This is a genomic window from Actinopolyspora xinjiangensis (genome assembly GCF_900104475.1).
Taxonomy (GTDB): Bacteria; Actinomycetota; Actinomycetes; order Mycobacteriales; family Pseudonocardiaceae; genus Actinopolyspora; species Actinopolyspora xinjiangensis.
The window spans coordinates 454,539-480,704 of record NZ_FNJR01000003.1 but is presented as its reverse complement, the minus strand read 5'-3'; the positions used below and the strand labels follow the sequence as shown (position 1 = coordinate 480,704).

At 68.8% G+C, this 26,166-nt stretch carries 23 protein-coding genes and 2 pseudogenes; 11 read left to right on the top strand and 14 right to left on the bottom strand.

Annotated features, from left to right (window positions below):
- Positions 1 to 88: 88 nt before the first annotated feature.
- From BLQ75_RS07125 to BLQ75_RS07105, 6 genes and pseudogenes are all read left to right on the top strand, one after another.
- A pseudogene (locus tag BLQ75_RS07125) lies at positions 89 to 878 on the top strand (IS5 family transposase).
- 484 nt (positions 879 to 1,362) lie between these two features.
- A complete protein-coding gene (locus BLQ75_RS24455) occupies positions 1,363 to 1,494 on the top strand; it encodes a hypothetical protein (protein ID WP_280137819.1) in 132 nt (43 codons plus the stop codon).
- A gap of 138 nt (positions 1,495 to 1,632) precedes the next feature.
- Positions 1,633 to 2,937 (top strand): family 2B encapsulin nanocompartment shell protein, encoded by a 1,305-nt coding sequence (locus BLQ75_RS07120; RefSeq protein ID WP_425286441.1) that lies wholly within the window; start codon positions 1,633 to 1,635, stop codon positions 2,935 to 2,937.
- A gap of 4 nt (positions 2,938 to 2,941) precedes the next feature.
- The gene (locus tag BLQ75_RS07115) at positions 2,942 to 5,287 is read left to right on the top strand and encodes a family 2 encapsulin nanocompartment cargo protein terpene cyclase (RefSeq protein WP_092599560.1); all 2,346 of its coding nucleotides are present in this window, start codon (positions 2,942 to 2,944) and stop codon (positions 5,285 to 5,287) included.
- Between the two features lie 54 nt (positions 5,288 to 5,341).
- Positions 5,342 to 6,754, top strand: coding sequence for a family 2B encapsulin nanocompartment shell protein (locus BLQ75_RS07110; protein ID WP_092599557.1), 1,413 nt, complete (start codon positions 5,342 to 5,344; stop codon positions 6,752 to 6,754).
- Positions 6,755 to 6,767: 13 nt separating this feature from the next.
- Positions 6,768 to 7,811 carry a family 2 encapsulin nanocompartment cargo protein polyprenyl transferase gene (locus BLQ75_RS07105; RefSeq protein WP_092599554.1) on the top strand — a complete coding sequence of 348 codons (1,044 nt, stop codon included), beginning with the start codon at positions 6,768 to 6,770 and terminating at the stop codon, positions 7,809 to 7,811.
- 554 nt (positions 7,812 to 8,365) lie between these two features.
- Here BLQ75_RS07105 and BLQ75_RS07100 read toward each other — a convergent pair.
- Positions 8,366 to 9,391, bottom strand: a complete 1,026-nt coding sequence (locus BLQ75_RS07100) for a LacI family DNA-binding transcriptional regulator (protein ID WP_092599551.1) — start codon at positions 9,389 to 9,391, stop codon at positions 8,366 to 8,368.
- Between the two features lie 174 nt (positions 9,392 to 9,565).
- The gene (locus BLQ75_RS07095) at positions 9,566 to 10,027 is read right to left on the bottom strand and encodes a nuclear transport factor 2 family protein (RefSeq protein ID WP_092599548.1); all 462 of its coding nucleotides are present in this window, start codon (positions 10,025 to 10,027) and stop codon (positions 9,566 to 9,568) included.
- Positions 10,028 to 10,118: 91 nt separating this feature from the next.
- Here BLQ75_RS07095 and BLQ75_RS07090 point away from each other — a divergent pair, with 91 nt between their 5' ends.
- Positions 10,119 to 10,685, top strand: a complete 567-nt coding sequence (locus tag BLQ75_RS07090; RefSeq protein ID WP_092599546.1) for a TetR/AcrR family transcriptional regulator — start codon at positions 10,119 to 10,121, stop codon at positions 10,683 to 10,685.
- A gap of 292 nt (positions 10,686 to 10,977) precedes the next feature.
- Here BLQ75_RS07090 and BLQ75_RS07085 read toward each other — a convergent pair whose 3' ends face one another.
- Complete coding sequence (locus tag BLQ75_RS07085; protein ID WP_092599543.1) at positions 10,978 to 11,799, bottom strand: bifunctional allantoicase/(S)-ureidoglycine aminohydrolase; 822 nt, start codon at positions 11,797 to 11,799, stop codon at positions 10,978 to 10,980.
- A gap of 691 nt (positions 11,800 to 12,490) precedes the next feature.
- On the opposite strand from BLQ75_RS07085, the gene BLQ75_RS07080 reads away from it, so the two are divergent.
- Positions 12,491 to 12,976, top strand: coding sequence for a nucleoside deaminase (locus tag BLQ75_RS07080; RefSeq protein WP_092599755.1), 486 nt, complete (start codon positions 12,491 to 12,493; stop codon positions 12,974 to 12,976).
- A gap of 153 nt (positions 12,977 to 13,129) precedes the next feature.
- On the opposite strand, the gene BLQ75_RS07075 is transcribed toward BLQ75_RS07080, so the two are convergent.
- The 6 genes and pseudogenes from BLQ75_RS07075 to BLQ75_RS07050 all read right to left on the bottom strand — a co-directional run.
- A complete protein-coding gene (locus BLQ75_RS07075) occupies positions 13,130 to 14,320 on the bottom strand; it encodes an amidohydrolase family protein (RefSeq protein ID WP_211481207.1) in 1,191 nt (396 codons plus the stop codon).
- A 15-nt stretch (positions 14,321 to 14,335) separates the two neighbouring features.
- The gene (locus tag BLQ75_RS07070) at positions 14,336 to 15,475 is read right to left on the bottom strand and encodes an MAB_1171c family putative transporter (RefSeq protein ID WP_170837371.1); all 1,140 of its coding nucleotides are present in this window, start codon (positions 15,473 to 15,475) and stop codon (positions 14,336 to 14,338) included.
- Complete coding sequence (locus tag BLQ75_RS07065) at positions 15,466 to 16,005, bottom strand: ImmA/IrrE family metallo-endopeptidase (protein WP_198319297.1); 540 nt, start codon at positions 16,003 to 16,005, stop codon at positions 15,466 to 15,468. Before BLQ75_RS07065 ends, BLQ75_RS07070 begins: the two co-directional genes overlap by 10 nt.
- 73 nt (positions 16,006 to 16,078) lie before the next feature.
- Positions 16,079 to 16,462: a helix-turn-helix domain-containing protein gene (locus BLQ75_RS07060; protein ID WP_092599534.1), complete on the bottom strand. Its 384-nt coding sequence runs from the start codon at positions 16,460 to 16,462 to the stop codon at positions 16,079 to 16,081.
- Positions 16,463 to 17,099: 637 nt separating this feature from the next.
- Positions 17,100 to 17,720 (bottom strand): L-threonylcarbamoyladenylate synthase, encoded by a 621-nt coding sequence (locus tag BLQ75_RS07055; RefSeq protein WP_092599531.1) that lies wholly within the window; start codon positions 17,718 to 17,720, stop codon positions 17,100 to 17,102.
- A gap of 799 nt (positions 17,721 to 18,519) precedes the next feature.
- A pseudogene (locus tag BLQ75_RS07050) lies at positions 18,520 to 18,645 on the bottom strand (helix-turn-helix domain-containing protein); the annotation flags it as partial.
- Between the two features lie 126 nt (positions 18,646 to 18,771).
- On the opposite strand from BLQ75_RS07050, the gene BLQ75_RS07045 reads away from it, so the two are divergent.
- On the top strand, positions 18,772 to 19,020 hold the full coding sequence (locus tag BLQ75_RS07045; protein WP_092599525.1) for a hypothetical protein: 249 nt from the start codon (positions 18,772 to 18,774) through the stop codon (positions 19,018 to 19,020).
- A gap of 250 nt (positions 19,021 to 19,270) precedes the next feature.
- Here BLQ75_RS07045 and BLQ75_RS07040 read toward each other — a convergent pair whose 3' ends face one another.
- Entirely contained in the window at positions 19,271 to 20,317 is a 1,047-nt protein-coding gene (locus tag BLQ75_RS07040) for a zinc-dependent alcohol dehydrogenase family protein (protein WP_092599522.1), read from the bottom strand.
- A gap of 482 nt (positions 20,318 to 20,799) precedes the next feature.
- Between BLQ75_RS07040 and BLQ75_RS07035 the strand changes: the two genes are divergently transcribed.
- Positions 20,800 to 21,270 (top strand): RrF2 family transcriptional regulator, encoded by a 471-nt coding sequence (locus BLQ75_RS07035; protein ID WP_170837370.1) that lies wholly within the window; start codon positions 20,800 to 20,802, stop codon positions 21,268 to 21,270.
- Positions 21,271 to 21,569: 299 nt separating this feature from the next.
- A complete protein-coding gene (locus tag BLQ75_RS07030; RefSeq protein ID WP_092599519.1) occupies positions 21,570 to 22,316 on the top strand; it encodes an SDR family oxidoreductase in 747 nt (248 codons plus the stop codon).
- Positions 22,317 to 22,659: 343 nt separating this feature from the next.
- Here the strand turns inward: BLQ75_RS07030 and BLQ75_RS07025 are convergent, their stop codons facing one another.
- From BLQ75_RS07025 to BLQ75_RS07010, 4 genes are all read right to left on the bottom strand, one after another.
- Complete coding sequence (locus BLQ75_RS07025) at positions 22,660 to 23,313, bottom strand: NAD(P)H-binding protein (RefSeq protein WP_092599749.1); 654 nt, start codon at positions 23,311 to 23,313, stop codon at positions 22,660 to 22,662.
- Between the two features lie 97 nt (positions 23,314 to 23,410).
- Positions 23,411 to 24,106, bottom strand: a complete 696-nt coding sequence (locus BLQ75_RS07020; protein WP_092599516.1) for a type 1 glutamine amidotransferase domain-containing protein — start codon at positions 24,104 to 24,106, stop codon at positions 23,411 to 23,413.
- Positions 24,107 to 24,351: 245 nt separating this feature from the next.
- Positions 24,352 to 25,164, bottom strand: coding sequence for an SAM-dependent methyltransferase (locus BLQ75_RS07015; protein ID WP_244515294.1), 813 nt, complete (start codon positions 25,162 to 25,164; stop codon positions 24,352 to 24,354).
- Between the two features lie 163 nt (positions 25,165 to 25,327).
- The gene (locus BLQ75_RS07010) at positions 25,328 to 26,143 is read right to left on the bottom strand and encodes a methyltransferase domain-containing protein (protein ID WP_211481206.1); all 816 of its coding nucleotides are present in this window, start codon (positions 26,141 to 26,143) and stop codon (positions 25,328 to 25,330) included.
- Positions 26,144 to 26,166 lie beyond the last annotated feature (23 nt).

The following is a 26,166-nucleotide window of genomic DNA, read 5'->3' as shown; positions in this document are numbered from 1 at the left end:
CTAGGGCGTGACTGGTGGATCTTGTGGTCGTTGGTCAGGTGTGTCGTATGGCGAGTTGTCCGATCGGGAGTGGGAGCGGTTGGAGCCGATGTTGCCGCAGGTCACGCCGCAGCGGGGTGGTCGGTGGCGGGAGCATCGGCAGGTGGTCGAGGGCATGATCGTCACAGACCGCGCCAGCTGCCCGTGGCGGGACCTGCCGGAGCGGTTCGGTCCGTGGCAGAGGAGTGCAGTCTCGTTTCTACCGGTGGGCCGCCGGCGGCACCTGGGATCGGATCCTGACCGAGCTGCAGCGGGCCGCCGAGGCCGCCAGTGAGGTGGACTGGACGGTCAGTGTGGATTCCACCGTGGTGCGCGCCCACCAGCACGCCGCCGGAGCAAAAGGGGGGCACCCGCAAGCACTGGGCCGGTCCCGAGGAGGGCTGAGCACCACGATTCACCTCGCTGTCGACGGACGAGGCCGTCCGCTGAGTCTGCTGATCACGCCGGGACAAGCCGGTGATGCTCCGCAGTGTCTGCCGTTGTTGGCGGCCATCCGAGTTCCCCGCCCAGGGCGTGGGCACCCGCGCACCAGACCGGTGCGCATCATTGCCGACAAGGCCTACTCCTCACGAGCAATCCGGGCCCACCTACGGCGTCGCGGCCTCGCCGCCACCATCCCGGAACCAGCCGACCAGGCCGGACACCGCCACAGGCGAGGCTCGGCGGGAGGCCACCCACCCGCCTTCGAGCCCACTGTCTACCGGCAGCGCAACATCGTCGAACGCAGCATCAACCGCCTCAAGCAATGGCGCGGCATCGCCACCCGCTTCCACACCAAAGCCCACTACTTCCACGCCACCCTGACCCTAGCCAGCATCCTCCTCTGGCTCCGCACCTGATCCACCAGTCACGCTCTAGGTGTGCTGTTCGGGCACGTGGACGGGGGCGTCGAGGCCGGAGTGGACTCGGCCCTTCCCGCCTTCGCTCGAGCCCACCCATCAGTTCTCCCGGAGTGTGAGATTCGGCGTCGTGCCGACGATGCCGCTGTTCGCCTCGTGCCACTCGATTCGAGGGTGTCCGACCATGAAGAACATCGTCCCCACCGCCGTTCTCGGCGGTCGATTCGGATCGTTCCGCGGTCCGTCGGAGCCGGACACCGCACGTTGCTGAGATCAACATCACCGAGACTCGACCGTCCGGATCGCCCCGTGCTGGTCACCGCCGAGTCCGGTGCTTCCCCGAACGCCGTCCCCTGGTGGTGTGAGGTGAAGAAGTGGTCAGCACGTCGCTGGTGCTGCCGCGATCAGGGGCCTCACCGGCGCGCATTACTGTCCACAGTCGACTTGTGTTGCGTCGTGATGATCAATTAGCTTGGCCGATCGGGTGACTGATGATCGCCTGAACGGGCGAGTAGATGTGGTCGTCCTCCGACTGAGCAGGACCATGCTCGGAACCGCGCTGGGGGAGTTCAGTGCGCAGGCGCTGACCGATCCGACTGTGCGGGCAGGAATGTGACATGCGTCGAACTGGTGGTGTGTGGTGACAAGCACGGAGTCGGTGTCCGGTCAGCAGAGTGGTGACGGGCAGTCGCGGTTGAGCCTGGGTACGTCGGCGGCGCGGAATCTGGCGACGACGACGAAGACGCCGCCGCAGATGCAGTCGATCACCTCGCGGTGGTTGCTGCGCCTGCTGCCGTGGGTGCAGGCCACGGGTGGTTCTTACCGGGTGAACCGGCGGCTGACCTACCAGCTCGGGGACGGGCTCGTGACGTTCTCCAACACCGGCTCGACGGTGCGGGTGATCCCGGGCGAGCTGTGCGAACTGCCCGCGTTGCGCGGATTCGACGACATCTCGGTGCTGGAGGGCTTGGCCGAGCGGTTCGTGCAGCGCGAGTACGCGGCGGGCGACGTGATCGCCGAGGCGGGCCGGTCGGTCGACGAGGTCGTGCTCATCGCCCACGGCAAGGTGAACAAGCTCGGTAGCGGCCCCTACGGGGAGCGGGCTGAGCTGGGAGTGCTGGCAGGCGGGGAGCACTTCGGTGGTCAGCTCCTGGCGGACGACGAGGCCACGTGGGAGTTCACCGCCAAGGCCGTGACCCCGTGCACGGTGCTGGCGTTGCCCCGCCAGTCCGCCCAGGAGGTGGTGGACCGTTCCGAAGCGCTGCGCGACCACCTCGCGCGATTCCGAACCGGGTCGCAGGGTGCGCACAACGAGAACGGCGAGGCCGAGGTCGCGGTGGCCTCCGGGCACGCCGGTGAGCCGGATCTGCCCGGTACGTTCGTCGACTACGAGCTCAAGCCCCGCGAGTACGAGCTCAGCGTCGCCCAGACGGTGCTGCGGGTGCACAGCCGGGTCGCGGATCTGTACAACGAGCCGATGGACCAGACCGAGCAGCAGCTGCGGCTGACCATCCAGGAGCTGCGCGAGGAGCAGGAGAAGGAGCTGGTCAACAACCCCGAGTTCGGGTTGCTGCACAATGCCGACCTGCGCCAGCGCATCCACACCCGCACCGGTCCGCCCACCCCGGACGACATGGACGAGCTGCTGTCGCTGGTCTGGAAGGACCCCGGCTTCTTCCTGGCCCACCCGAAGGCCATCGCCGCGTTCGGACGTGAGTGCAGTCGCCGCGGGTTGTACCCGGCCAGCGTGGAGGTCGGTGGGCACCACGTGCCGGCTTGGCGGGGTGTGCCGATGTTCCCGTGCAACAAGCTGCCGATGAGCGGCTCGCGGACCACGTCGATCATGCTGATGCGCACCGGCGAGGCCAACCAGGGCGTGGTCGGGTTGCACCAGACCGGGCTTCCCGACGAGTACGAGCCGGGCCTGTCCGTGCGGTTCATGGGCATCAACGAGAAGGCGCTGATCTCGTACCTGGTCTCCACCTACTACTCGGCGGCGGTGCTCGTGCCGGACGCGCTGGCGGTGCTGGACGACGTCGAGACCGGCAGGGAAGGCTGAGCCAGTGGCGAGCCAACCCTTTGAACTCCCGGAGTTCTACCTGCCCTGGCCCGCCCGGTTGAACTCGCACCTGGGGAGCGCGCGTGAGCACTCCACGGCGTGGGCGCGTCGGATGGAGATGGTCACCCCCGGTGGCGCGGCGGGCAGCAGCGGTGCGTTCGCCTGGGACGAGGCCACGTTCGACTCGGCCGACTACCCGTTGCTGTGCGCCTACACCCACCCCGACGCGACCGCGGCGGACCTGGATCTGGTCACCGACTGGTACGTGTGGGTGTTCTACTTCGACGACCACTTCCTGGAGCACTACAAGTACACCGGGGACCTGGCCGGGGCCCGGCGGTACCTGGCCGGGCTGTCGGCGTTCATGCCGACCGATCCCACCGCGCGTTCGCCGGAGCCGGCGAATCCGGTGGAGTGGGGCCTGGTCGACCTGTGGAATCGCACGACCTCGATCATGTCGGCAGACTGGCTCGTCCGGTTCGCCGAGGCCACCCGCAACCTCCTCGAGGACTGCGTGTGGGAGCTGACCAACATCAACCAGGGGCGGGTGCCCAACCCGGTCGACTACATCGAGATGCGCCGCAAGGTGGGTGGGGCGCCCTGGTCCGCCGGGCTCGTCGAGCTCGCCGCCCGCGCCGAGATCCCGGCGACGATCGCCGCGAGCAGGCCGATGCGGGTGCTCACCGACACGTTCTCCGACGGGGTGCACCTGCGCAACGACCTGTTCTCCTATCAGCGTGAGACCCAGGAGGAAGGCGAGCTCAACAACGGCGTGCTGGTCATGGAGAGCTTCTTCGGAACCGGTCCGCAACGGGCCGCCGAGCTCACCAACGATCTGCTGACCTCCCGGCTGGAGCAGTTCGACAACACCGCGCTGACCGAGGTGCCCGCGCTGTGCGACGAGCACGCCCTGGGGCCGGACGAGCGGGGCAGGGTGCTGGCCTACGTCAAGGGGCTGCAGGACTGGCAGGCCGGTGGTCACGAGTGGCACACCCGGTCCAGCCGGTACATGAACGAAGGCGTCGCCACGACACCCACCTTCACGGCCCTCACCGGTCCGACCGGACTGGGCACCTCGGCGGCCCGGGCGTTCACCCGACTGCGGCCCGGAGCCCGACGCCGGGCCCAACAGCAGTCCCACACCCCGTTCCAGCCGGTGGGGCATCTGACGCTGCCGGAGTTGTACATGCCGTACCCGGTGCGGATGAGTCCACACCTGGACAGCGCGCGCGAGCACGGCCTCGACTGGGCCCGGCGGATGGGGATGTTCGACTCGGTGCCCGGAGTGGAATCCCACGGAGTGTGGGACGAGCGCCGGTTCATCGGTTTCGACTTCGCCCACTGCGCGGCGATGATCCACGCCGACGCGAGTTCGGAGCAGCTCGACCTCTCGGCGGACTGGCTGGCCTGGGGAACCTACGGCGACGACTACTTTCCCGTGGTGTTCGGAGCGTCCCGCAATCTGGCGGCCGCCAAGGCGTGCAACGATCGCTTGTCGGCGTTCATGCCCGTGAACGGTGAGTCCGTCCCGGAGCCGACCAACCCGATCGAGCGAGGTCTGGCCGATCTGTGGCGCCGCACCGCCGGGCCCATGCCCACCGCCGCGCGGCGTCAGTTCCGTACCGCGGTGGAGGAGATGACCGCCAGCTGGTTGTGGGAACTGGCCAATCAGGCCCAGCACCGCGTGCCGGACCCGGTCGACTACCTCGAGATGCGTCGCAAGACGTTCGGCTCGGACATGACGATGAGCCTGTCCCGACTGGCCAATCTGGACCTCGTGCCCGCCGAGGTGTACCGGAGCACGGTGGTCCGGGAGATGGAAACCGCCGCGCAGGACTACGCCTGCCTGACCAACGACCTGTTCTCCTACCAGAAGGAGATCGAGTTCGAGGGCGAAGTCCACAACCTCGTCCTGGTCGTCGAGCGATTCCTCGACGTCGACCGCTGGCAGGCCCGTGACGTCGTGGCCGAGGTGATGAACGCCCGGATGCGGCAGTTCCAGCGGATCCTCACCGATCAGCTGCCTCGGGTGTTCGAAGAGTTCGGACTCGACGAGTCCGCCCGCCGGGTGCTCATCGGTCACGCCGAAGGCTTGAAGGACTGGATGTCGGGAATCCTGGAGTGGCACCGCAGATGCGTGCGCTACACCGAGGCCGAACTGCGACGTCGACACGCCCTGCCGACCGCTTCGGTGGAGACGTCACAGCCCGGGGCCGTCTCCGGGACCCCGCGGCCGGAGGGAGGGCTCACGCCCCGGCATCGCCTGGCCGGTCCGACCGGACTGGGTACGGCGGCCCGCATCGCCGCTCCGAAGGGCACTGCGGGAGTTCGGTCCCCCGAAGCCGGGTGACTCTTGGCCCACCGCAGCCTTCTTCCTGATCCGACACGCGAACGGTAGAGGTACATGACCGAGACCGCATCGAACGCGACCGCCACTTCCCGGTCCCAGGGGCGGGGACAGCTCAGCCTGGGCACGGCCGCGGCCCGCAACCTGGCCACCACCACGAAAACACCGCCGCAGATGCGGTCGATCAGCCCGAGGTGGCTGCTGCGCATGCTGCCCTGGGTCGAGACCACCGCCGGTTCCTACCGGGTCAACCGGCGGCTGACCTACCAGCTCGGCGACGGCCGCCTGACGTTCTCCAACACCGGAGACCAGGTTCGCGTGCTGCCGCCGGAACTCCGCGAGATACCGTCCCTGCGCGAACTCGACGACGAGACGGTGCTGACCGCCCTGGCCGACAGGTTCGCCCAGCACCACTACGCGCCGGGTGAGAACATCACGTCGGCGGGCCTGCCCGCCGACGAGCTGGTACTGCTGGCCCACGGCAAGGTCAGCACCAGCACGCCGGGGCCCTACGGAGACGAGGTCTCCCGGGACGTGCTCGCCGATGGCGACCACCTCGGCGAGCACGTCCTCACCGGCAGCCGGGACACCTGGCAGGTCACGGCCACCGCGCTGACCCCGTGCACCGTGCTGACTCTCTCCCGCGGTGCCCTGAACGAGCTCACCGGCCGTTCCGAGCCGTTGCGCACCCACCTCGAACAGGTGCGAAGCCGAACCCTGCCCGAGCACAACAAGCACGGTGAAGCCGCCGTGCGGCTGGCCTCCGGGCACGAGGGCGAGTCCGAGCTGCCCGGTACGTTCGTCGATTACGACCTCGCGCCCCGCGAGTACGAGCTCAGCGTCTCCCAGACCATCCTGCGCGTGCACACCCGGGTCGACGACCTCTACAGCGAGCCGATGAACCAGCTCGACCAGCAGCTGCGGCTCACGGTGGAAGAACTGCGCGAACAGCAGGAGGCGGACCTGGTCAACAACCGCGAGTTCGGGCTGCTGCACAACGCCGACCTGCGCCAGCGCCTCCAAACCACCGGAGGTCCACCCACGCCGGGCGATATCGACGAGCTGCTGTCCCGGCGTCGCAAGTCCGAGTTCTTCCTGGCGCACCCGCGCACCATCGCCGCGTTCGGCCGCGAGTGCAACCGCCGGGGTCTCTACCCGGAGACCGTCGACGTGCGCGGAACCCAGGTGACATCCTGGCGCGGTGTGCCGCTGCTGCCCTGCGACAAGATCCCCATCAGCGAGAGAAACACCAGCTCGGTCCTGGTCATGCGGATCGGAGCGGAGCACCAGGGCGTGGTCGGGCTGCACCAGACCGGCATCCCCGACGAGTACGCCCCCGGCCTCAACGTGCGGTTCATGGGCATCGACGACAGGGCCGTCACCTCGTACCTGGTCAGCGCGTACTACTCCGCCGCCGTGCTCACCCCCGACGCGCTCGGCGTGTTGGAGAACGTCGAGATCGGCCGGTGAAAGGAAAGCTCACATGGCCACCTCCGATGTGCTCCCCCACGCCACCGCTGACCATGAGGCGTATCGAGCCCTGGACGTCGCGCGCGGCCGCGTCGAGCCCGCGCTGCGGTCCGCTCTGGACACGCTGCCCGAGGACATGCGCCACATCGCTCGTTACCAGTTCGGCTGGATCGACGAGCACGGGCAGTCCAGTGACGCCTCCGGCGGCAAAGCACTGCGCCCCGCCCTGGTCCTCCTCGCCGCCGAGGCGGCCGGTGGTACCGCCGAGGCGGCGCTGCCTGCCGCGGTCGCCGCCGAGCTCGTGCACAACTTCTCACTGCTGCACGACGACGTCATCGACACCGACGCCACCCGTCGCCACCGTCCCACGGCCTGGACCGTGTTCGGGGCCAGCGCGGCGATCCTGGCCGGGGACGCACTGCTCTCGCTGGCGTACGAAGTGCTCGCGGGTAGTGGGCACCCGGGCGCGCTGCCCGGCATACGGCTGCTCAACACCACCGTTCAGGAGCTGATTCAGGGGCAGGTCACCGACCTCGCCTTCGAACAACGCGGCGATGTCGACGTCGCCGAGTGCCAACGCATGGCCGAAGCCAAAACCGCCGCGCTGCTGGCGACCTCCTGCGAGCTCGGGGCTCTGTTCGCCGGTGCCGACCGGCGGCGAACCGAGCACCTGCGCCGCTTCGGACACGACCTCGGGCTGGCCTTTCAGCACGTCGACGACCTGCTCGGAATCTGGGGCGACCCCGGCATCACCGGCAAACCCGCCTATTCCGACCTGCACGCCCGCAAGAAGAGCCTGCCCGTGGTGTTCGCGCTGAACTCCGACACCCCGGCCGGGCGACGACTCGGTGCGCACTACCACCAGCCTCCGACCTCGGAGGCCGACCTGACCGGCACCGCCGATCTCGTCGACACCGCGGGCGGGCGCACCTGGAGCCACGCGCAGGCCGACCGGCTGCTCACCAGCGCCCTGGGCCACCTCGACGCGGCCGATCCCCTTGCCCGAGTTGACGAGTTGACCGCGCTCGCTCATCTGGTCACCCGGCGCGACCACTAGCCGAGACCGGGCGGTCCCGCGGGCAGGGCGCGATCGGCTCCGGGCACCCCCGTGGTCGGGGTGAGGTGGGGGAACGACCGTTCCCGGTAGCCGCGGACGTTCACCGGTGGTGAGCTCGGCGGAGGGGCTCGCGACGCGCCTTTCCGTCAGCGGAGCGTGGCGGGGGTGGTCGAGGCGGATCGTATTGTCCGGCGGAACGCCACCGAGCCCCTCCGGTCCGGACACTCGGTGCGCTCCTGCGGTGAAGCGCGTCGGGGCCGTGCCGTGGTTCGCGTGGCGACGCACGTCTGTACTTCCCGAGTGCCCCGGTGAGTACTTGACACTTAGGCGCTTAATTGGCCTGTTCTCTGCGGCTGCTTCCGGAAACACACGGCGGACGGTGTGTGCCGGGCGGTGTGTCTCGCTGGCATCGGTGGTGTGATCGACGTCGGAAGCGACGAGCCGGTCCGACGGGTTTGGAGGTGTCGGACGCTCGTGTGGAGTGGATGACCTGTCGATCCGTTGATTCGACCGTCCTGGTGGGTACGTCGTCGCTCGACGCCGGGTGCGGAAGGTCAGTGGCGCTGTGCCGGGCCGGTGCTCGCCCGGGGGATCAGCTCCGGATCCGAGGTCTTGGCGTCGTGGGGTGTCTCGCCCGCGATGATGTCCGTCAACATCCGGATGGCGGTGGCGCCGTGTTCGGCGATCGGGCGGCGAACGGCGGACAGCGCGGGCCGGACCAGCTCGCACAACGTCGAGTCGTCCCAGGCGACCAGGGACACGTCCTCGGGAACCGACAGGCCGAGCTCCTGGGTGACCCCCAACGCCGCCACGGCCATCACGTCGTTGTCGAACACCAGCGCGCTGGGCGGTTCGTCGCTGGTGAGCGCTCGACGTGTCATACGTGCTCCGCTCTCGTCGGAGTAGTCGGCCGTGACGATGTGCGCCTGATCCAGGCCGAGGCGTTCGGCGGCCTCGCAGAACGCCCTGGAACGCGTCCTGGTGTGCAGGAACTCGCTCGGTCCGGCCACTCGGGTGATGCGCCGGTGTCCGAGCTTGGCCAGGTACTTGACCACCTCGACGATCGCCACCTCGTCGTCGGTCCACACACGGGCAACGTTGTCCGTATCGGAGGGTTCGCCCAGCACCACGGCCGGGAGGCCGAGTTGTTGGACCAGCTCCGTCCGGGGGTCCTCGATCCGCAGGTCCACCAGCAGCACACCGTCGACCCGATGCTCCGCCGACCACTGCCGATAGGTGGCGAGTTCGGCGTCGGTGTTGTCGGTGACTTGCAGCAGCAGTGAAGTGGGGCTTCCGGAGAGGGCCTCCTGGATGCCGGAGATGAGCTGCATGAAGTAGGGCTCGATCCCGAGGACCCGCGCGGGGCGGTCCACCACGAGACCGACCGCGTTGGTCTGGCCGCCGGTCAGCGAGCGCGCGACGCTGCTGGGTGCCCATCCCAGGCGCTCGGCGATGTCGAGGATGCGACGCCGGGTCTCGTCCGATACGCCGGGGCGGTTGTTGAGGGCATAGGAGACCGCGCCGATCGACACCCCGGCCGCTCTGGCGATGTCGGAGATGGTCGGTCGTTTGCCCGGCATCGATGTCTCCTAGTTGCTGAAGCGGTTTTTGTGAACTCTACTGGTTCGCTCCGGCCGGATCGGCGCTCGGTTCGGGATTCACTTCGGCACGCCCGGTGCCGGAAAGACCGGGAGGACGGCCGAAATGTGCTGGAACCGTGTCACCACCGGCCCCGCGCGACGCCCTCCCCGGCGCTACCGGAGGGGGAGCTCGGTGCTGCGTTCGTCTCCGGGACGGGGGCCGTGGACGCGTCGGTCGGTTTCCGCGATGGCGACGTCGTTGATACTGGCTTCGCGGCGCCGCATGAGGCCGTTCCCGTCGAACTCCCACATTTCGTTGCCGTAACTGCGCCACCACTGTCCTGTCGCGTCGTGGCACTCGTACTGGAAGCGGACGGCGATCCGGTTCTCGTGGAACCCCCACAGGTTCTTGCGGAGCGCGTAGTCGAGTTCGCGCTCCCACTTCCGGGTCAGGAAGGCGACGATCTCCTCCCGCCCTCGCAGGAACGCGCCCCGGTTGCGCCACGTGGAGTCCGGTGTGTAGGCGGCGGCGACCCGTCGTGGGTCGCGGGTGTTCCAGGAGGCCTCGGCCGCCTGGACCTTCAGCAGGGCCGTTTCCCGGGTGAAGGGTGGGTACGGCGGGCGGTCTTCCGGCATGGTGGGGCTCCTCAAGTGTTGAGAACGTGCGTTCTCCATCGATGGTGATCTAAGGTAGAAAACGATCGTTCTCGAAGTCAAGGAGGTGTGGATGCCAGCCCCGCTCACCGAGGAACGCGATCGCCTGGACCGTGCCGCGCTGCTCGACGCGGCGGAGCGGCTGTTCTACGAGCGAGGTATCCAGGCGGTCGGGATGGATGAGGTGCGTGCGGCCTCGGCGCTGTCGTTGAAGCGGATCTACCGGTTCTTCCCCGGCAAGGAGGACCTGGTGGTGGCGATGCTCCGGCGTCGCGACCAGCGGTGGCGAGACAGCCTGGCCACGTTCGTGGAACGGATATCGGATCCGCGCGAGCGCGTGCTCGCGGTTTTCGACTGGCTCGCCGAGTGGTTCGCCGAGCCCGGTTTCCGGGGGTGTGCCTGGATCAACGCCCACGGTGAGCTCGGTTCCGCGTCGGCGGCGGTGCTGGCCGAGGTCCGCTCGCACAAGCAGGCGTTCCACGACCAGCTCGCGGAGTGGGTCCGCGCCACCGGAGTGGCGGTGGTCGAACCGGTGTTCCTGCTGGTCGAGGGAGCCGTCGTCACCGCGGGCATCAGTGGTGACCCGAGCCCGGCCCGCCACGCCCGCACAGCCGCCGCGGCACTGCTCGGCACGCCGTGACACGCCCCACGGCGTCCCTGGCCGAGGCGCCTCGTACGGCACCGGAGCGCTCCGTGCCGGTCGTGAGGGGGACGACAGTTCTCGCGACGCTCTCCGAGTCGTGCCTGCCGGTGACCGGCGTACTCGTCCGACCCGCCCACCCGTGGCGGCTCGACGGGCTGTCACGGGTGGGCGCCTTTCTCAGCTGCTGGGAGCGGTGAGATCCCGGAGCCGTGCGAGTGACCGGTAGGGGTGAGGGCAGTGGCGGCCGGGCCGCACCCCACGTGCCTTTCCGGCCAGGGCGACGTGGAACTCAGGTGAGCCTGATCTGGCGGTTGACGTCCTTGTAGAGCAGGTAGCGGAACTTGCCGGGGCCGCCCGCGTAGCAGGCTTGCGGGCAGAAGGCGCGCAGCCACATGAAGTCACCGGCTTCGACTTCGACCCAGTCGTCGTTGAGGCGGTAGACCGCCTTGCCCTCCAGGACGTAGATGCCGTGTTCCATCACGTGCGTCTCGGCGAAGGGGATCACGGCCCCGGGGTCGAACGTGACGATGTTGACGTGCATGTCGTGGGACAGGTCGTCGGGGTCGACGAACCGGGTGGTCGTCCACGCGCCGTCGGTGTCCGGCATCGGGGTGGGGGTGATGTCCTGCTCCTGCACGGCGAACCCGCTGGGAATCGGGTGGTCCCGCAGCGGTTCGTAAGCCTTGCGGACCCATTGGAAGCTGGCCGTCCCGTCCGAGTCGTTGGTCACCGACCAGTCCGCGTCCGGAGGGAGGTAGGCGTAACCGCCGGGGGTGAGGACGTGGGGCTCGCCTTCGATCGCGACGGTGAGCGTCCCGTCGAGCAGGAACAGCACCGACTCGACGCCCGGTTCCGGCTCCGGCTCGGTGCTACCGCCGCCGGGGGAGACCTCGACGACGTACTGCGCGAACGTGGTGGCGAACCCGGCCACGGGCCGGGCGAGGATCCAGGACCGGGTGTGGTTCCAGCCGGGCAGGTTGCTGGTGACGATGTCACGCAGTACCCCCCTGGGGATGACGGTGTAGGCTTCCTTGACCACGGCCCGGTCGGTGAGCAGCGTGCTCTGCGGCGGCAGCCCTCCTCGCGGGGCGTGGTACGACGGTGCGTTCAAGGTTCCACTCCTGTTTCGGTCGGACTTCGCGTGCCCGGCCCGCGCTTCCGGTGTGGTCCTCCACCCTGTCCGTTCGGGTACGGGCAGCGCTCCGGACGGCCCTGGGCTGGTGGACGTTTCCGAGGTGCCGGGGAGGTTTCCGAGGTGCCGGGGAGGTTTCCGGAAGAGCCCGTCTTCCGGGGCTCGGGCCGGGATCGGTGCCGGTGCGTTCCCACCGGGCCCCGTGTGAGGTTCCGGTGGGGCGGCGACCGCGGAAGACCCGCTAGGTGTCCCCGGGGGCCGGGACGCACGTCGAGTCGGCCGCGATCGGCTCGCCCGACGAGTCGGCGGCCGTGATCCGCACCACGATTGATTCCGTTATTCGGAATAATAATTTCACATTTAGAATACTCTAGTGAGTGCCGTGCTCCGGGTCAACGCTCCGCCGGCCGGCCACACAGCGCACCACACTCGAAACCGGCTTCTCGGACGGGCCGCGTCCCGGCCGGAGAGGCTCCCGCACGCGAGGAAATCCCGTTGCCGCGAGACCGGAGTGCTCCCGGGCCGAACCGGAGACCCGGTTCGAGCACCGCTGGACGAGCACGACTGGTCAGTGAGCCACGATTCAGGGGAACGGGCCGGAACACGTGGCATCGGTGGTCGGTGTCCTCCGGGCCTGAAGCGTGGTGACGCTGCGATCGAGGAGTGGGTCATGACGAGCGATGTCGAACTGGGACACTCGCGTCGGTGCGTGGAGCTGGCCGCCGAGGCATTGCGGACGGGCGACGAACCCTTCGGCTCGGTGCTGGTGGCTTCCGACGGGAGCCGCCTCGCCGAGGACCGCAACCGTGTCTCCAGCGGCGGTGACGCGACCCTGCACCCGGAGTTCGCCCTGGCACGGTGGGCGGCGGCGAACATGACTCCGGCAGAACGGGCGGCCGCCACGGTGTTCACGTCCGGAGAGCACTGTCCGATGTGCGCGGCCGCCCACGGTTGGGTGGGGTTGGGCCGCATCGTGTACGTGAGCTCGGCCGCCCAGCTGGCAGGTTGGCTGGCCGAGCTCGGGGCGGGCGCGCCGCCGGTTCGGATGATGCCGGTCACGGAAGTCGTGCCCGGTCTCGTGGTGGAGGGCCCGCTCCCCGACCTGGCCGACGAGGTGCGGGAACTGCATCGGCGCTTCGCGCTCCGCCGTGACTGAACGACCGGCGCGAGCGGCCCCGCCGCGCACGGCTTCCGGCCGGGAAGGCGCGGAAAGGCCGCTCCCGCCGCGCGAGGCGTGGCTCCTGCCCGGCGTCCCGACCGCTACCGGGGGTCGGCGGGGACGTGGAGAGGTCCGTCGCGGCGAGCGGGTTCACGCGGGGTGGACAGCTCGTTCTCCGCCGCGAAGCACGCGCGCCTGGCGGTTGAGGTTCGCCAGGTCGGCGAGAGGATCACCCTCGACGACGAGCAGGTCGGCGGCGTAACCGGCAGCGATGCGGCCGGTTTCCTTGCCGTGGCCGAGAGCGTCCGCCGTCGTGGTGGTGGCGAGTTCGATGACCTCGGCGTTGCTGTAACCGATCTCCCGGTAGAGCCCGAGGGCGTTCGGGAAGTTCCGGAAAGCGGAACCGCGCAGCCCGGCGTCGGTGCCCAGGATGAGGGGTACCCCGCGCTCGGCCATCCACCGCAACCGCTCGATGGCCGCCCTGCTCCGCTCGGGGCCGATCCGTTCCGCGAAGTGCCGCCAGTCGGCGGGCCAGCCGGGGCAGACGGCGATGCCCCGCTCGGCCATGTCTCGTGCGGTGTCCTCGCGGAGGTCGCTGCCGGAGCCGCCCTCGGCGATCCAGGTCGCGTGCTCGATCGTGTCAACACCCGCTTCGACGGCGTCCACGATCGACTGCGTCCCGTGCGCGTGGGCGGCCACGGGCAGCCCCACCGACCGCGCCGCTTCGACCACGACGCGCAGCTCGGTCAACCCGAACTGCGACTGCCACATGGGGGGCGAGTTCGGGGTGACCGATCCGCCGGATGCCATCACCTTGACGAGGTCGCCGCCCGCGGCGGCGTGGTCCTCCACCCGGGTACGGATCTCGCTCTCGTTCGACACCTCGCCACCGAGGAACCAGCAGTGCCCGCCCGGCACGGTGATCGGCGATCCGGCGCTGAGGATGCGGGGACCGGCGAGTTCGCCGTCGTCGACGGCGTCGCGCAGGCGCATCGCGAGACCACCGCGGTCACCCAGATCGCGGAGCGTGGTGACGCCGGAGGCCAGCGCTTGCTGAGCTCGTCCGGCCATACCGAGGAGGAGATCGGGATCGTCGCTGTCGTTGAGGTGGGTGTACCACTCGGCGGTGGTGTCGAACGCGAGGTGCACGTGGGCGTTGATCAGCCCGGGAAGCACCGTGTGCCCCGGGAAGTCCACGTGTTCGGCGTCCTCGGCGAGTGGTGTCACCTCGCTGCGCGGGCCGACGGCCCGGATGGTCCCGCCGTCGACGAGCACCGCGCCGTCGGGCACGCTCTCGCCGGCCGGACCGGGCAGCACGGTTGCGGCGGTGATCAACTGCACGGGGACCTCCACGGGTCAGGAGAGGGAGCGGGAAAGGAGTACGAGTTGCTCCACGTCGGCTTCGACGTCGAAGGCGCCGGTCGAACTCGGAGCCGCGACCAGCACGGCGTCGCGGGTGCTCGGGGCCGTTCCGGACCGTTGGCGGCGGATGGCCTCATTGAGCAGACCGGACTGCTGGTGCAACGAGGTGTCCGGGTCGTAGCCCAGGTCGGACAGATGAGGGCTGAGCTGCACCAGACCGTCGCGGATCTCCACTACGGCCCGCCAGAACTGCTGATGAACTCGGCGCGGTGAGAAGCGGTCGATCCGCGACTGCTCGTGGGCCGGAACCAGTCTGTCCTCCGGGAAGAGGTCGTGGAGGACGGACCACAGCGGTCGCAGTTCGCGCAGGGCGCGCCGGTGCCGCAGCCAGATTCGGAACCGTTCGATCCGCGCGGCGGCCCCGGCCAGGCACACGCCGAACACGAACAGCAGCGTGCCCAGCGGCACGCCCAGGTTGACGAGGGTCGCCCACTCCGGGAGTGTGCCGCCGCCCCAGATGAGCAGGATCTGTCCGGCGCGGATCGCGGCCACGGAGCCCAGTGTTCCCAACGCCACCGCGGCGATGCGTAGCCCCAGCCGCGTGCGTTGCGTGCTCTCGGCGGCGTAGCTCCACGCCCAGATCGCCGCACGCCAGGTGACATAAGCGATGTAGGCTGATCCGACGATGTAGAAGGCCACCACCGATATCGAGACGTCGGAGGGTAGCGCGCCCCCGGCGCCGGAGGAGAATGCCTCGTCGGCATTCGGGGTGACAGCGACCATCACGGTCATCGTCAGCATCGCCGCGACCATGATCGCGATCTCCCGGAACGCGGTGCGCACCGCCCGGTGCGGTGTCGCGGCGAGCAGGAAGAACAGCAGCAGGGAACACCACGAGGCGGCCAGCGCGATGTTCATGACCACCTTGGCCACCGAGGCCGAGGACAGCACGCCGCCGAAGTGGCCGCGCAGATCGGCGATCCCGCCGGAGGCGAAGTAGCGGAACGCGAGGCAGGACACCACGGCCCAGAGCGCGAGGCTGTGGGGGGAACGAGTCAGGCGGTAGGCGAACCAGACGAAGGCGATGATGATCGCCAGCTGGATCGGGCTCTGGCCGGCCAGGGTCACAGCCATCCCTCCAGGTCGCCGAGTGCGTGCTGGGCCCGCTGGGCCCTTCCGGAGGAGCCGGGGGAGACGACGCCGTCGCTGGCCGCCGCCGACTCCAGCAGCAGCGTGGCGACGGTCTCGGCGTCCTGCTCCTGTTCGGAGTCGTAGGCGGTGCGGCGGAGAGCTCCCCAGTCGAAGGAGTCGGAATCCACGCCGTCGCTGGGCAGGATCGGGTCCGGCCGGTGACCGCAGAGGATGTGTCCCAGCTCGTGGGCGATGATGTGCTGCTGGTGCAGGGCGGTGGTCCGCGGTTGGAACAGGATCCACTCGGCCTTGCGCCCCGGCAGCCACAGCCCGAAGGGGCCGCTGGCCGCGAGCGGGTACTCCGTGGGGTAGATCGGACGGCTCCGGTTCCGTGAGAGGCGGTGGCAGACCTCCAGCATGTCCATCGGGTGGTCTACTCCGGCCACGCGCAGTGTCGTCCGCAGGCTGCGCCGCAACCGTCTCTCGCGTGCGCGCCGCGCGCGGCGCGCACGCGACTTCTCGCTACTCAGCACTGGCTGATCTCCGTCTCTGGCTCGACATCCCGCACGGTGTGGTGTGGACACGCGGCGCGACAACGGTGACGAGTCACTCGTTCGGGTCCTCCCGGGAGCTGTCCACCTGTGATTCGAGGAATCGGATGTACTGTGCGAGATGGGTGAGTTGCTCCTGGGGAAGCTCGCCCGCGCGGTACAGCGCCGCGGGGAGCTCGGGCTCGGTGGAACGTTCGCTGAAGGTCTCCACCCCCACGTTGAAGACGTGCGCCAGCGCGTCGACGAGCGCGAAACTCGGCTGCGCCCCGTCCCGCAGCAGCTTCCACACGTGCTGACGCGACACGGGGTGCCCCGAGGCAGTGAGTGCCTTCGCCACCGCCCCCGGTGTCCACGCTCGCCCGTTGGGCTGCGGATAGGTCTCCATGAGCCACCGTAGTCGTTCACCGAACGACCGGCTGCCGGGGCCTTCGCTGCTCATGGCCGCCTCCGTAACACTGTCAGCAGGATGTCGCTTATCGTTGTCGAGTAATCGCATACTGTCTTCTGTGGTTGACATCCTGGCAAGCAGAGTTTACGATTTCCTTGATTTTGTCAACTGTAGCTAACGCCATCCGGATGCTCAATCGCATGATCGCACGAGAGGGGAACAGAGCGTGCGCCTGCCGCCGCGTTCCGTACGGCGGTTCCCGGTCCGCTCCCGAAGCCACTGGATTTCGGGGAGGTCCTGGAGTGGTGCCCGAGCCTTTCGTGCGGAGTCCTGTTTCGACACAGGGCTGATCCGCCGGACTGCGCCGGAGGTGTGGCGCCCTGCTCGATTCGGGCTTGGCGAGGTCCCTGCTGGGGGTAGGGGCCTCGCCGTGACTCACGAGAACCGATCACGCGACTCGACCGACGCGCCGGGATCGTCTCGAACTCTGGTTCGGCTCGCCCGCGCCTATCGCGGTCGTGGCTCTTTCGGAGGACGATGAACCGACGGGTGACTTCTCGCGTGCCGACGTCGCTGTCCGGCTCCAGCCGGGAAGAACGGGGCTCCCGAGGGCACCGGACGGCGTGGCGGATGTGCGAACACGACCGGTCGCGCCCGCGCGACCGTTGCCCGCACAGTGGTGGTGACGCTACTCGAACAGCTCGGGATCGCCCGCTCCGTAGCGGACGATCTCGGGTTCGTCGTCGGAGAAGTCGACCACGGTGGTGGGCTCGGTGCCGCAGTCACCGGAGTCGATCACGGCGTCCACCTCGTCGTCGAGCCGCTGCTTGATGTCCCACCCGTTGGTCATCGGCTCCTGCTGTTCCGGCAGCAGCAGGGTGCTCGACAGCAGGGGATCGTCCAGCGTGTCCAGCAGCGCCTGGGCGGTGACGTGGTCGGGGATGCGGACGCCGACCGTTTTCTTCTTGGGGTGCAGCAGCCTGCGGGGGACTTCCTTGGTGGCGGGCAGGATGAACGTGTAGCTGCCCGGTGTGGCGGCCTTGATGGCGCGGAAGACCGCGTTGTTGACGACGACCAGCTGGCCGAGTTCGGAGAAGTTCCGGCACACCAGGGTGAAGTGGTGGTGCTGGTCCAGCCGGCGGATCGTGCGGATGCGCTCCAGCCCGTCCTTGTTGCCCACTCGGCAGCCGAGCGCGAAGCAGGAGTCGGTGGGGTAGGCCACCAGGCCGTCCGAGCGCAGGATCTCGGCCGCCTGGCTGAGAGCGCGACGCTGCGGATTGCGTGGATGCACCTCGAAGTACTGCGCCATGTCCCGAGCCTAGATCCGGTAGTGCCATCACGAAACTCGGCCGCTCCCGCTCTCGCCGGCCGGCGAAGCCGGAACAGCGGTGAGATGTCTTGTTTCCCTCGGAATCTCCGGTGCGGCGTCCGGGATGCCGTTTTTGTCGCGCTCGTGTTGTTTTCGGCGCCTGAGTTCTCAACCCCGGGTGTTGAACTATGGACGGCAACCCTCGACAGCCTCACTCGACTCCGGAGTCAGGCCGCCGTCCGTTCTTTCGGGGGAGGTCGGGAATTTTCCGGGGTCGCTCGTGGGGTTTTTCGGGGGTTCGGGAACCGTGTGGACCAGTAAGGCTGTAAGCCCCCCTCGATCTCGGGTGAGCCGTGAAACGGGCACGGTTCTCCCGGGATCGAGGGGGAGGTGAAGGTCTCGGTCTACCGGAATTGTGACTTCGGAGCTTCACCCCGCGCGGGGTGTTACGCCCGCGCCGAGCCGGGGGTTACGGGCAGAGCGGCGATGATGGGCCGATAGTGCCCGAACATGAACGCCAGGGCTTACCAAGGACACGGTCGGGTTCGCCTGGATCGTGCGTTGCCTGACGCGCGAGCTGCACGCCCTCTGACGGCGACCCGCACGGCTGTGAACCGTGGCCAGGACTTGTAACCCTACCCACACGCTGCCTGGACCGCATGTGGCGGGAAGCGTATTCCGTGCTAGACGCAGCACTGCTATTTGTACTCTTGGCGGATACGAAGTAGCACGGAGCCCCCTGGTCACGATCAGGGGCTTTTCTTCGTTCTCAATCCTGAAAGAAAAATCCTTTCAGGAAACCCGTCTCGACGAATCCGAGGTACGGCTTCGAGTAGTGCGTCAGCTGCGCCATTCGGGTGAGGCTTAGACCAGCAGCCTCGCGAGCGGCCCGCAGTAGTGCCCCCACATCTTCCGCTGTAGACACTGGAAGACCTCTCCGAACTTCACTCGATGATCGACGTCTCCGACGATACTGACAGATAACTTCAATCGGTAATAACTCAAATCCATTGCGTGTAAAACTGATTGAGACAACGAGGGAGACGTAACGATGGAAACCACCGAGCGACAGCACTACTGGCTACCGGTCCCCGAACGGATCGGGGTTCGATGGCACCGGCACGCCTTCCGGGGCAAGCACTGGGACGGTCGTCCGGCCGACACCTCGGTGTGCGGCAGGCCGTGCGCGATGGCGCGACCGAGCGAGCTGCACTGGTTCCAGGCTCCCACCTGCCGGGACTGTACCGAGACGCTGCTCGCCGAGCTCTCCGGGACCAGGAGTTCGGAAGGTGGGCGTTGACGAAGCGGGGTCACCCAAAAAGGTGTTGGGGGAACCGAATGAGCGGATACGTCCCGGCGTTCGCCGGAGAGCCGCACGAACCACCGAGGAGGCAGCACGAACGGATCCTCGACGGACTGGAACGACTTGTGAGTGCCGGGAACCGAAGAGCCTCCCGACGGGGTGTGGCGGCCCCACGACGCCGCGCGGGTGCCGTTGTCGTGTTCGGTGCGATCGCTGGCACCCCGCCAGGCACGTGCTCGGAAGGGGATCAGCCGATCTCGGCGACAGTGATCCCGCTGCTCGGCGGGGTCGTCTCGTTCATCGCGACCAGCGCGGCCGGTATGTCGTCCAGCTCGACTCTGCGACCGATCAGCCGGTCGAGGTCGATGCGGGAACCGGTGACCAACCGCAGCATCTCCGGATACTCGTGGGCCTGCAGGCCATGAGTGCCGAGGACGCGCAGCTCCCGAGCGATCACCTCGTGCATCGGCACGGGCGGCAGCCCCCGTTGGGGCGGCATCAGGCCGAGCTGCACATGAGTGCCCCGCGTGCGCAGTGAGGAGATCGAGGCGGCGCAGCTGGCCGGGTGTCCCACGCAGTCCAGCGACACGTGGGCGCCTCCGCCGGTGAGCTCCCGGACCGCCTCGGCCGTGTCGGGGGTCCGGTTTCCGTTCACGGTGTGCTCCGCGCCCAGCTCGGCGGCGAGCCGCAGTGCCTCATCGGAGAGGTCCACCGCCACCACCCGGGCACCGGCCGCCGCTGCGATCGCCACCGCCGAGATGCCCGCGCCCCCGCAGCCGTGCACCGCGACCCACTGGTCCGCGCGCACCGACCCCTGCCGCAGTACCGCCCGGAAGGAGGTGGCGAACCGGCAGCCGAGCGCGGCGGCCGAAGTGGTGGGCAGCTCGTCGGGCAGGGCCACGAGGTTCGTCTCGGCGCGGGGTACGGCGACCCGTTCGGCGAACGAGCCCCAGTGGGTGACTCCCGGCTGGAATTGGTGTTCGCAGACCTGCTGGTTTCCCGCGGCGCACTGGTGGCAGGTGCCGCAGGCGCAGACGAACGGAACGGTCACCCGGTCCCCGGGGTGCCAGCCGCGCACCGAGGAGCCGACCTCGACGAGACGTCCGGCCAGTTCGTGACCGGCCACGTGCGGCGGGGTGACGTCGGGCTCGTGCCCCTGCCAGGCGTGCCAGTCGCTGCGGCACAATCCGGTGGCCTCGACCGCCACCACCACCCCGTCCGGGGAAACGGCGGGGTCGGCCACGGTGCGTACCTCGGGGGTGGAGCCGAACCCGTCGAACACAACGGCGCGCATCGCGGTCCCTCCGTCTCGACCTCGTTGCCGTGATCACCCTAGTAGTGCCGTGCCGGCTCGTGGCGGAGTCCTTCGAACTCCTTCGAGCGGTCAGCGGCGGGAACGACGAGGTGGTCGATCCGAACGAGGAACGTCCGTGGTCTCTGTTGTCGCCGTACTGGTGGGAACGAGAACGGTGCCGTGTACTCGGGCGCCGTCGCGGGGAGAAGTGCCCCCCGTAGGTATGCTCGGACACCGAAAGCGCCGATCGGTGGGTGGGATGGGGATTTCGTTTCCGCGGTGGCCGATCGTGTGTTCCGCCGACCGTGGCCGCCTGCTGAGCCCGTGTGGACGGCGTCTCGCGCCCACCGCTCGGCGTTCCACCGAAAAGGTGACGATCTCTCCGTGAGGTGATGCCTCGTCGGTGCCGTTGCCACATGCTCGTTCGGCGAGCTCCGACCGGAAACCGATTATTTCGCATCACGAAAGGTAGGGTTCGGGTCATGCGGATGGGACAAGCCGTTGAATGGACCTTGCACTCCTGCCTGAACCTCGCCTGGGTGGGTGAGCCGGTGTCCGCCGCGCGGTTGGCCGGGATCTACGAGCTACCGGCGCCCTACCTGAACAAGCAACTGCAGGCCCTGGTGAAAGCCGGGGTCCTCGAATCCGTTCCCGGGCCGCGCGGGGGATTTCACCTGGCCCGCCCCGTCGCGGAGATCACACTGCTCGACGTCGTGGTCGCTGTGGAAGGCCGCGAGGAGGCCTTTCGCTGCACCCATATCCTCCGGAAGGGGCCAGGTGGGGATCCGGACCTGGACTACAGCTCCGTCTGCGCGGTCTCGCGGAGCATGCGTCAGGCGGAACTGGCCTGGCGGCGCGAGCTGGCCAGTCGAACCATCGCGGACGTCAGCGATGACGTCGTCCGGCACAGTCCCGAAGCTCCGGAGCGCGTCCGGGAAGCTTTGAAACGCTGATCGCCCGCTGTTGGGAAATCCTCGTCCGGGAGGCTTCCCCGGTTCGCGTGGTCAACGAAGCCGATAAGGCTACCTTTAGTGATCTGTTTTTACTTTTTGTGGCTGTTGCGAGGGCAAAATCTGGATGTATAAGGTCTAGATTATCGGTGGTGGACACCGAGAACGTCCGCTTCGTCGACGTCATCACCGCGCGGCACGAGGTGGAGATCCGGGGTCACCTCCGGTGGTCCGAGTGAGGAAGCGGTAGTCAAGGGGCTCCCAGCGGGGTCCGAAACCGGGAGAAGGGGATCGACGAGAAGATGAGAACAGCTGTCCTGGGCGCCACCGGCACGGCGGGTTCGCGAGTCGTGGAGCGGCTGCGAGCCGAGGGAACGCAGGTGGTCGAGGTCTCCCGTGGGAACGGGGTGGATCTGGTTTCCGGCGACGGGCTGGCAGCGGCCCTGGAGGGCGTGCACACCGTCGTGGACGCCTCGAACTCCTTCCCGTCCGACGACTCGATGGCGTGGGGCGAGGCGCTGACCACCGCCACCCGCAACGTGGTCGCCGCCTGCGCCGAGCAGCGGGTGGCGCACCTGGTGTTTCTGTCCATCTCGGGGGTCGAGGACCCCGCCTTCGATCAGTTCGAGTACTACCTCGCCAAACGTGAGCAGGAGAAAATCGTCGCTGAGAGCGACCTCGACGCCACGATCGTCAAGACCACGCAGTGGCACGAGTTCGCCACCAACCCGGCCGCGGTGACCTTCTACGACGACCGCGTCGAGGTGCAGGACTGGCTCGTGCAGCCGATCGCGGCCGACACCGTCGCCGACGTGCTCGTCCGGGAAGTGCTGGATCGGTCCGGAAACCAGCGTGTGCTCGTCACCGGGCCGGAGAGCATCCGTCTGCCGGAGTTGGCCAGACGTCGGCTGGAAGCACTGGAGGACCGGCGTCCGGTGCACGCCACCGAGCCGTACCTGCCGGAGTTGGCCCAGGGTGTGCTGCGAGCCCCGGCGGAGGCGAAGGTCCTCGGCCCGAACGTCGAGGAGTGGTTGGCCACGCTGGCGTGAACGCCGGTGGGGAGGTGCGCCGGGACTTCCCGGAGCACGAGCGGGACGGCTCGTCGGACAGTGCTCCCCGTCCCGATTCGGTGCGGTAGGACGAGTGCGTGACGTTTCGGGCGGAACGTCACGGCGGGGCGGTCGATTTTGCCGCCTCTTCCGTTGGTGAGTGCGTCGGTGGCGGAAACGTCCACTTCCCGCGGTGTCTTCCACGGGTGGTGCCGGGAGCCCCACGTGGAAGTGGTGCCGCTCGTCCATACCGCGAGCCGCATCCACTCCTTACGAATCGGTCGCGTTCCCGCAGCCGGCTTGGTAGCCCGTTGCTCTCTACCGACCGACCCGCTGCGGGTGCTCACAGGGCGGCGACCGCTTCCGGAACCGGTGTGTCTCCCTCGGTCAGTTCGAGCGTCCGAGCGCTTCCCCGGTGGGTGGCGAGCAGTTCCGCGAGCACGGCGGCCACGTCCTGACGCGACACGCGGCCGCGTGGAACGGGCGGGGAGGAGAGGGCGACCAGACCGCTTCCCGGGGCGTCGGTCAACGCCCCGGGGCGCAGGATGGTCCAATCCAGCTCTCTGGAGCGAAGGTCCTGCTCGGCGCTGGTCTTGGCGTCGATGTAGGCCTTCCAGACCTCTCCGGAATCCGGATCCGGCGAACGTCCGGCACCCATCGTCGAGATCTGCAGGAAACGCGGCACACCCGCGTCCTCGGCGGCCGCCGCCAACGACACCGAACCGTCACGGTCCACCGTGTACTTCCGTTCGACTCCGCTGCCCGCACCGGCGCCCGCGGCGAACACGACCGCCTCGGAACTCCGCAGGGCCTCCGTGATCTCGGCGCGGGAGCTGTGCTCCAGATCGAGCTCGATCGGGTGGGCACCCGCGGCTTCCAGGGCGGGGGCGTGCTCCGGTTTCCGGACCAGTCCGAGGACTTCGGTCCCCCGCTCGTGGAGCAGACCGGTCAACCGCAGCGCGATCTTCCCGTGTCCACCCGCGATGACGACACGCACGTCGTGGCGCTCCTTTCCGTACCAAGGACGCGGCCGGAGGCGTTCCGGACCCACGTCGTTTCCAGGGCCCGATTCCCCGCACTGTTCCTGGGCCCGCTCAGTTCAGTGAGGGAAGCATCCTTTCGGCCAGCGGTTCCGAGGAGGCCGGATTCTGACCGGTGTGCAGATTGCGGTCGACCACCACGTTGGGCTCCCACGGGGCTCCCTCGGAGAACTCGGCCCCGAGGGCCAACAGTCTGTCCTGCAGCAGCCACGTCGCCTTGTCGGCCAGACCGGCCTGCTTCTCCTCAGCGTTGGTGAACCCGGTGAGCCGGTATCCGGAGAACGGGCTGGTTCCGCTTCCGTCCTGGGTGGCCAGCAGGGCGGCCGGGGCGTGGCAGACCACGCCCAGCGGCTTACCCGAGCGCAGGATCTCGGTCAGCAGCCGGGCGGAGTCCGCGTCGCCGGCCAGGTCCTCCATGGGGCCGTGACCGCCGGGGTAGAACACCGCCGCGTAGTCGTCCGGCCGTACGTCCTCCAGCCGCAACGGTCGCCGCAACTCCTCGGCCGACTCCAGGGTCGCGGCGACCTGGTCGGCCCGTTCCTGCCCGCCGTTGGCCTCCGGGGCCAGGCTGGAGCGGTCGACCGTTGGGACGACCCCGCCGGGAGTGGCCACGACCACCTGGTGCCCCGCCCCGGTGAACACCCGGTACGGGGCGGCGAACTCCTCGGCCCAGTATCCGGTCGGATGCCGCGTCCCGTCTGCCAGCGTCCAGTGGTCGGCGCCGGTCATCACGAACAGGATTCTCGCCATGCCGCAACACTCCCCGTTCCGGGATCTTCGCTCGTCGTCGGCCGCTCGACGGGACAGCCGTGAGTCGTGCTCTCGTCATCAGGCCACCAGGGTTTCCACGGTGGCCCGCTGGGAAACGACGAATCCGACGGCGGCATTCCCGAAGGGTTGTCGGAGCCCCTCTGGCCCCTGGGCCGTTGGGGGCTCTCCCGCACCGTTCCGGAGGGCCCAGCGCGGCGAACGGGCTGCCGCCGGTGCGTCACCGGTCAGCTGGGGCGGATTCCCACGGCGGCGTAGCCGTTGGAGCGCCGGGCCGCCTCGTCGGTGATGGGCTCGGCGGGTCGCCAGGCGGCGCTGGGGACGATTCCGGGGTCCAGCAGGGTGTATCCCGCGAACAGCTCCCGGATCTCTGCGGGATCGCGGAACGTCACGTGCGGGGTGGTGGTACCCGACATGACCTGGTCGATGCCCGCTCGTTCGGCATCGGTCATGGCCAGCTGCGCGCCGTTGGTGATGGCCAGCGCGCTTCCGGGAGCGCAGGCGTCGCGGTAGGTGGCCAGCATCCCGTGGGGGTCCCGGACCGAGATGATGTCCAGAATAGCCACGGCCAGCACCGCCACGGGGCGGGTGAAGTCCAGCAGTCCCGCGACCCCGGGAGCGTTCAGCACCTGCTCGGGCAGGCGTATGTCGGCCCTGGTGATGGTCGCCAGTTCGGTCCCGCGCAGCATGTACTCCGCGTGGCTGACCGCGACCGGCTCGATGTCGACGTAGGCCACCCTGGCGTCGGGGTTCACCCGGTGGGCGATCTCGTGCACGTTGCCCACGGTGGGGATGCCCGACCCCAGGTCGAGGAACTGGTCGATGCCCAGTTCGCACAGCTCGCGTACCGCCCGTCCGAGGAACGAGCGGTTGTGCTGGGCCCACAGCGTGTTGCCCGGGTAGACCCGCAGGAACTCCTCCGCGGCGACACGGTCGGTGTGGAAGTGCGCCGATCCGCCGAGGAAGTAGTCGTACATCCGCGCGATGTTGGGCGTCCGCTCGTCCACCCGTGGTGGTTGCTGTCCGGTTCCCGTCTCCAACGGTGGCTCCCTTCTCGGGCGATTCGACACACTCCGGGACCGTATTGTCCACAGTGAGCGATCATCGCGCTACGGTGAGCCACCGTACTGCGCCGGTCGTGGAGGTGGACGTGGTGACGGGTGGGGCTCAGCGCCGGGAATGTTCGAGCTCTTGTCGAGCCGCTCATGCGGGGGTGTGGCAGAGCACCTCGCCGTGCGGGAGGGCGAACCAGCCGTCGGGGTGCCGCGCCCACTCGCGCCAGGCCGTCGAGATCGCGGACAGTTCCTCGCGGGTGGCGTGACCGCCTGCCACGGCTTGTTCGGTGATGCGCGAGCCCAGCATGCGGTCCGCCCACATCCCGCCCCACCACGCGCGCTCCTCTGGGGTGGCGTGGCACCAGATCGACGCGCTCGGCGTCACCCCGACCGCCCCAGCGGTGTGAGCCCAGGAAAGCAGTCGTCGCCCGGCGTCCGGTTCGGTGCCGTTGGCCCGCGCCACCGACCGGTACACCTCCAACCAGCGGTCCAGTCTCTCGTCGGCCGGCCACCAGATCGCTCCGGCGTAGTCGGTGTCGCGGACCGCGACTACTCCTTCCGGACGTACGACGCGAAGCATCTCCCGCAGTGCCGCGACCGGATCGGTCAGGTGCAGCAGCACCTGGTGTGCGTGCACCACGTCGAAGGTGTCGTCATCGAAGCCGAGGTTCCACACGTCGCCGCGCCGGAACTCGACGTTGTGGACGCTGGCCGTCGCGGCGGCGGCGCGTGCTTGTGCCAGCACCGGCTCGCCGGGGTCCACCCCGACCACGCGGCCCGGCGCCACCCGTTCCGCGAGATCGACGGTGATCGTTCCGGGGCCGCAGCCCACGTCGAGCACGTGCTGTCCCGGCCGGAGCCGGTCGGCCAGGTAAGCCGCGGAATCGTCCACCGTCCGCCGGCGATGCGAGCGCACCACGCTTTCGGCGTAGCCCTGGCCGTAGACCTGTTCGGAAGCCGTCACCGTTGATTCTCTCCTCCGCGCCG

Bases quoted from the DNA above. Each gene is read 5' to 3' on its own strand.
- BLQ75_RS07095 (WP_092599548.1), bottom strand. From the start codon at position 10,027: ATGCCGGAAGACCGCCCGCCGTACCCACCCTTCACCCGGGAAACGGCC.
- BLQ75_RS07110 (WP_092599557.1), top strand. From the start codon at position 5,342: ATGACCGAGACCGCATCGAACGCGACCGCCACTTCCCGGTCCCAGGGG.
- BLQ75_RS07055 (WP_092599531.1), bottom strand. From the start codon at position 17,720: ATGGCGCAGTACTTCGAGGTGCATCCACGCAATCCGCAGCGTCGCGCT.
- BLQ75_RS07100 (WP_092599551.1), bottom strand. From the start codon at position 9,391: ATGCCGGGCAAACGACCGACCATCTCCGACATCGCCAGAGCGGCCGGG.
- BLQ75_RS07030 (WP_092599519.1), top strand. From the start codon at position 21,570: ATGAGAACAGCTGTCCTGGGCGCCACCGGCACGGCGGGTTCGCGAGTC.
- BLQ75_RS07090 (WP_092599546.1), top strand. From the start codon at position 10,119: ATGCCAGCCCCGCTCACCGAGGAACGCGATCGCCTGGACCGTGCCGCG.
- BLQ75_RS07120 (WP_425286441.1), top strand. From the start codon at position 1,633: ATGCAGTCGATCACCTCGCGGTGGTTGCTGCGCCTGCTGCCGTGGGTG.
- BLQ75_RS07020 (WP_092599516.1), bottom strand. From the start codon at position 24,106: ATGGCGAGAATCCTGTTCGTGATGACCGGCGCCGACCACTGGACGCTG.
- BLQ75_RS07045 (WP_092599525.1), top strand. From the start codon at position 18,772: ATGGAAACCACCGAGCGACAGCACTACTGGCTACCGGTCCCCGAACGG.
- BLQ75_RS07035 (WP_170837370.1), top strand. From the start codon at position 20,800: ATGCGGATGGGACAAGCCGTTGAATGGACCTTGCACTCCTGCCTGAAC.
- BLQ75_RS07080 (WP_092599755.1), top strand. From the start codon at position 12,491: ATGACGAGCGATGTCGAACTGGGACACTCGCGTCGGTGCGTGGAGCTG.
- BLQ75_RS07070 (WP_170837371.1), bottom strand. From the start codon at position 15,475: ATGGCTGTGACCCTGGCCGGCCAGAGCCCGATCCAGCTGGCGATCATC.
- BLQ75_RS07060 (WP_092599534.1), bottom strand. From the start codon at position 16,462: ATGAGCAGCGAAGGCCCCGGCAGCCGGTCGTTCGGTGAACGACTACGG.
- BLQ75_RS07040 (WP_092599522.1), bottom strand. From the start codon at position 20,317: ATGCGCGCCGTTGTGTTCGACGGGTTCGGCTCCACCCCCGAGGTACGC.
- BLQ75_RS07105 (WP_092599554.1), top strand. From the start codon at position 6,768: ATGGCCACCTCCGATGTGCTCCCCCACGCCACCGCTGACCATGAGGCG.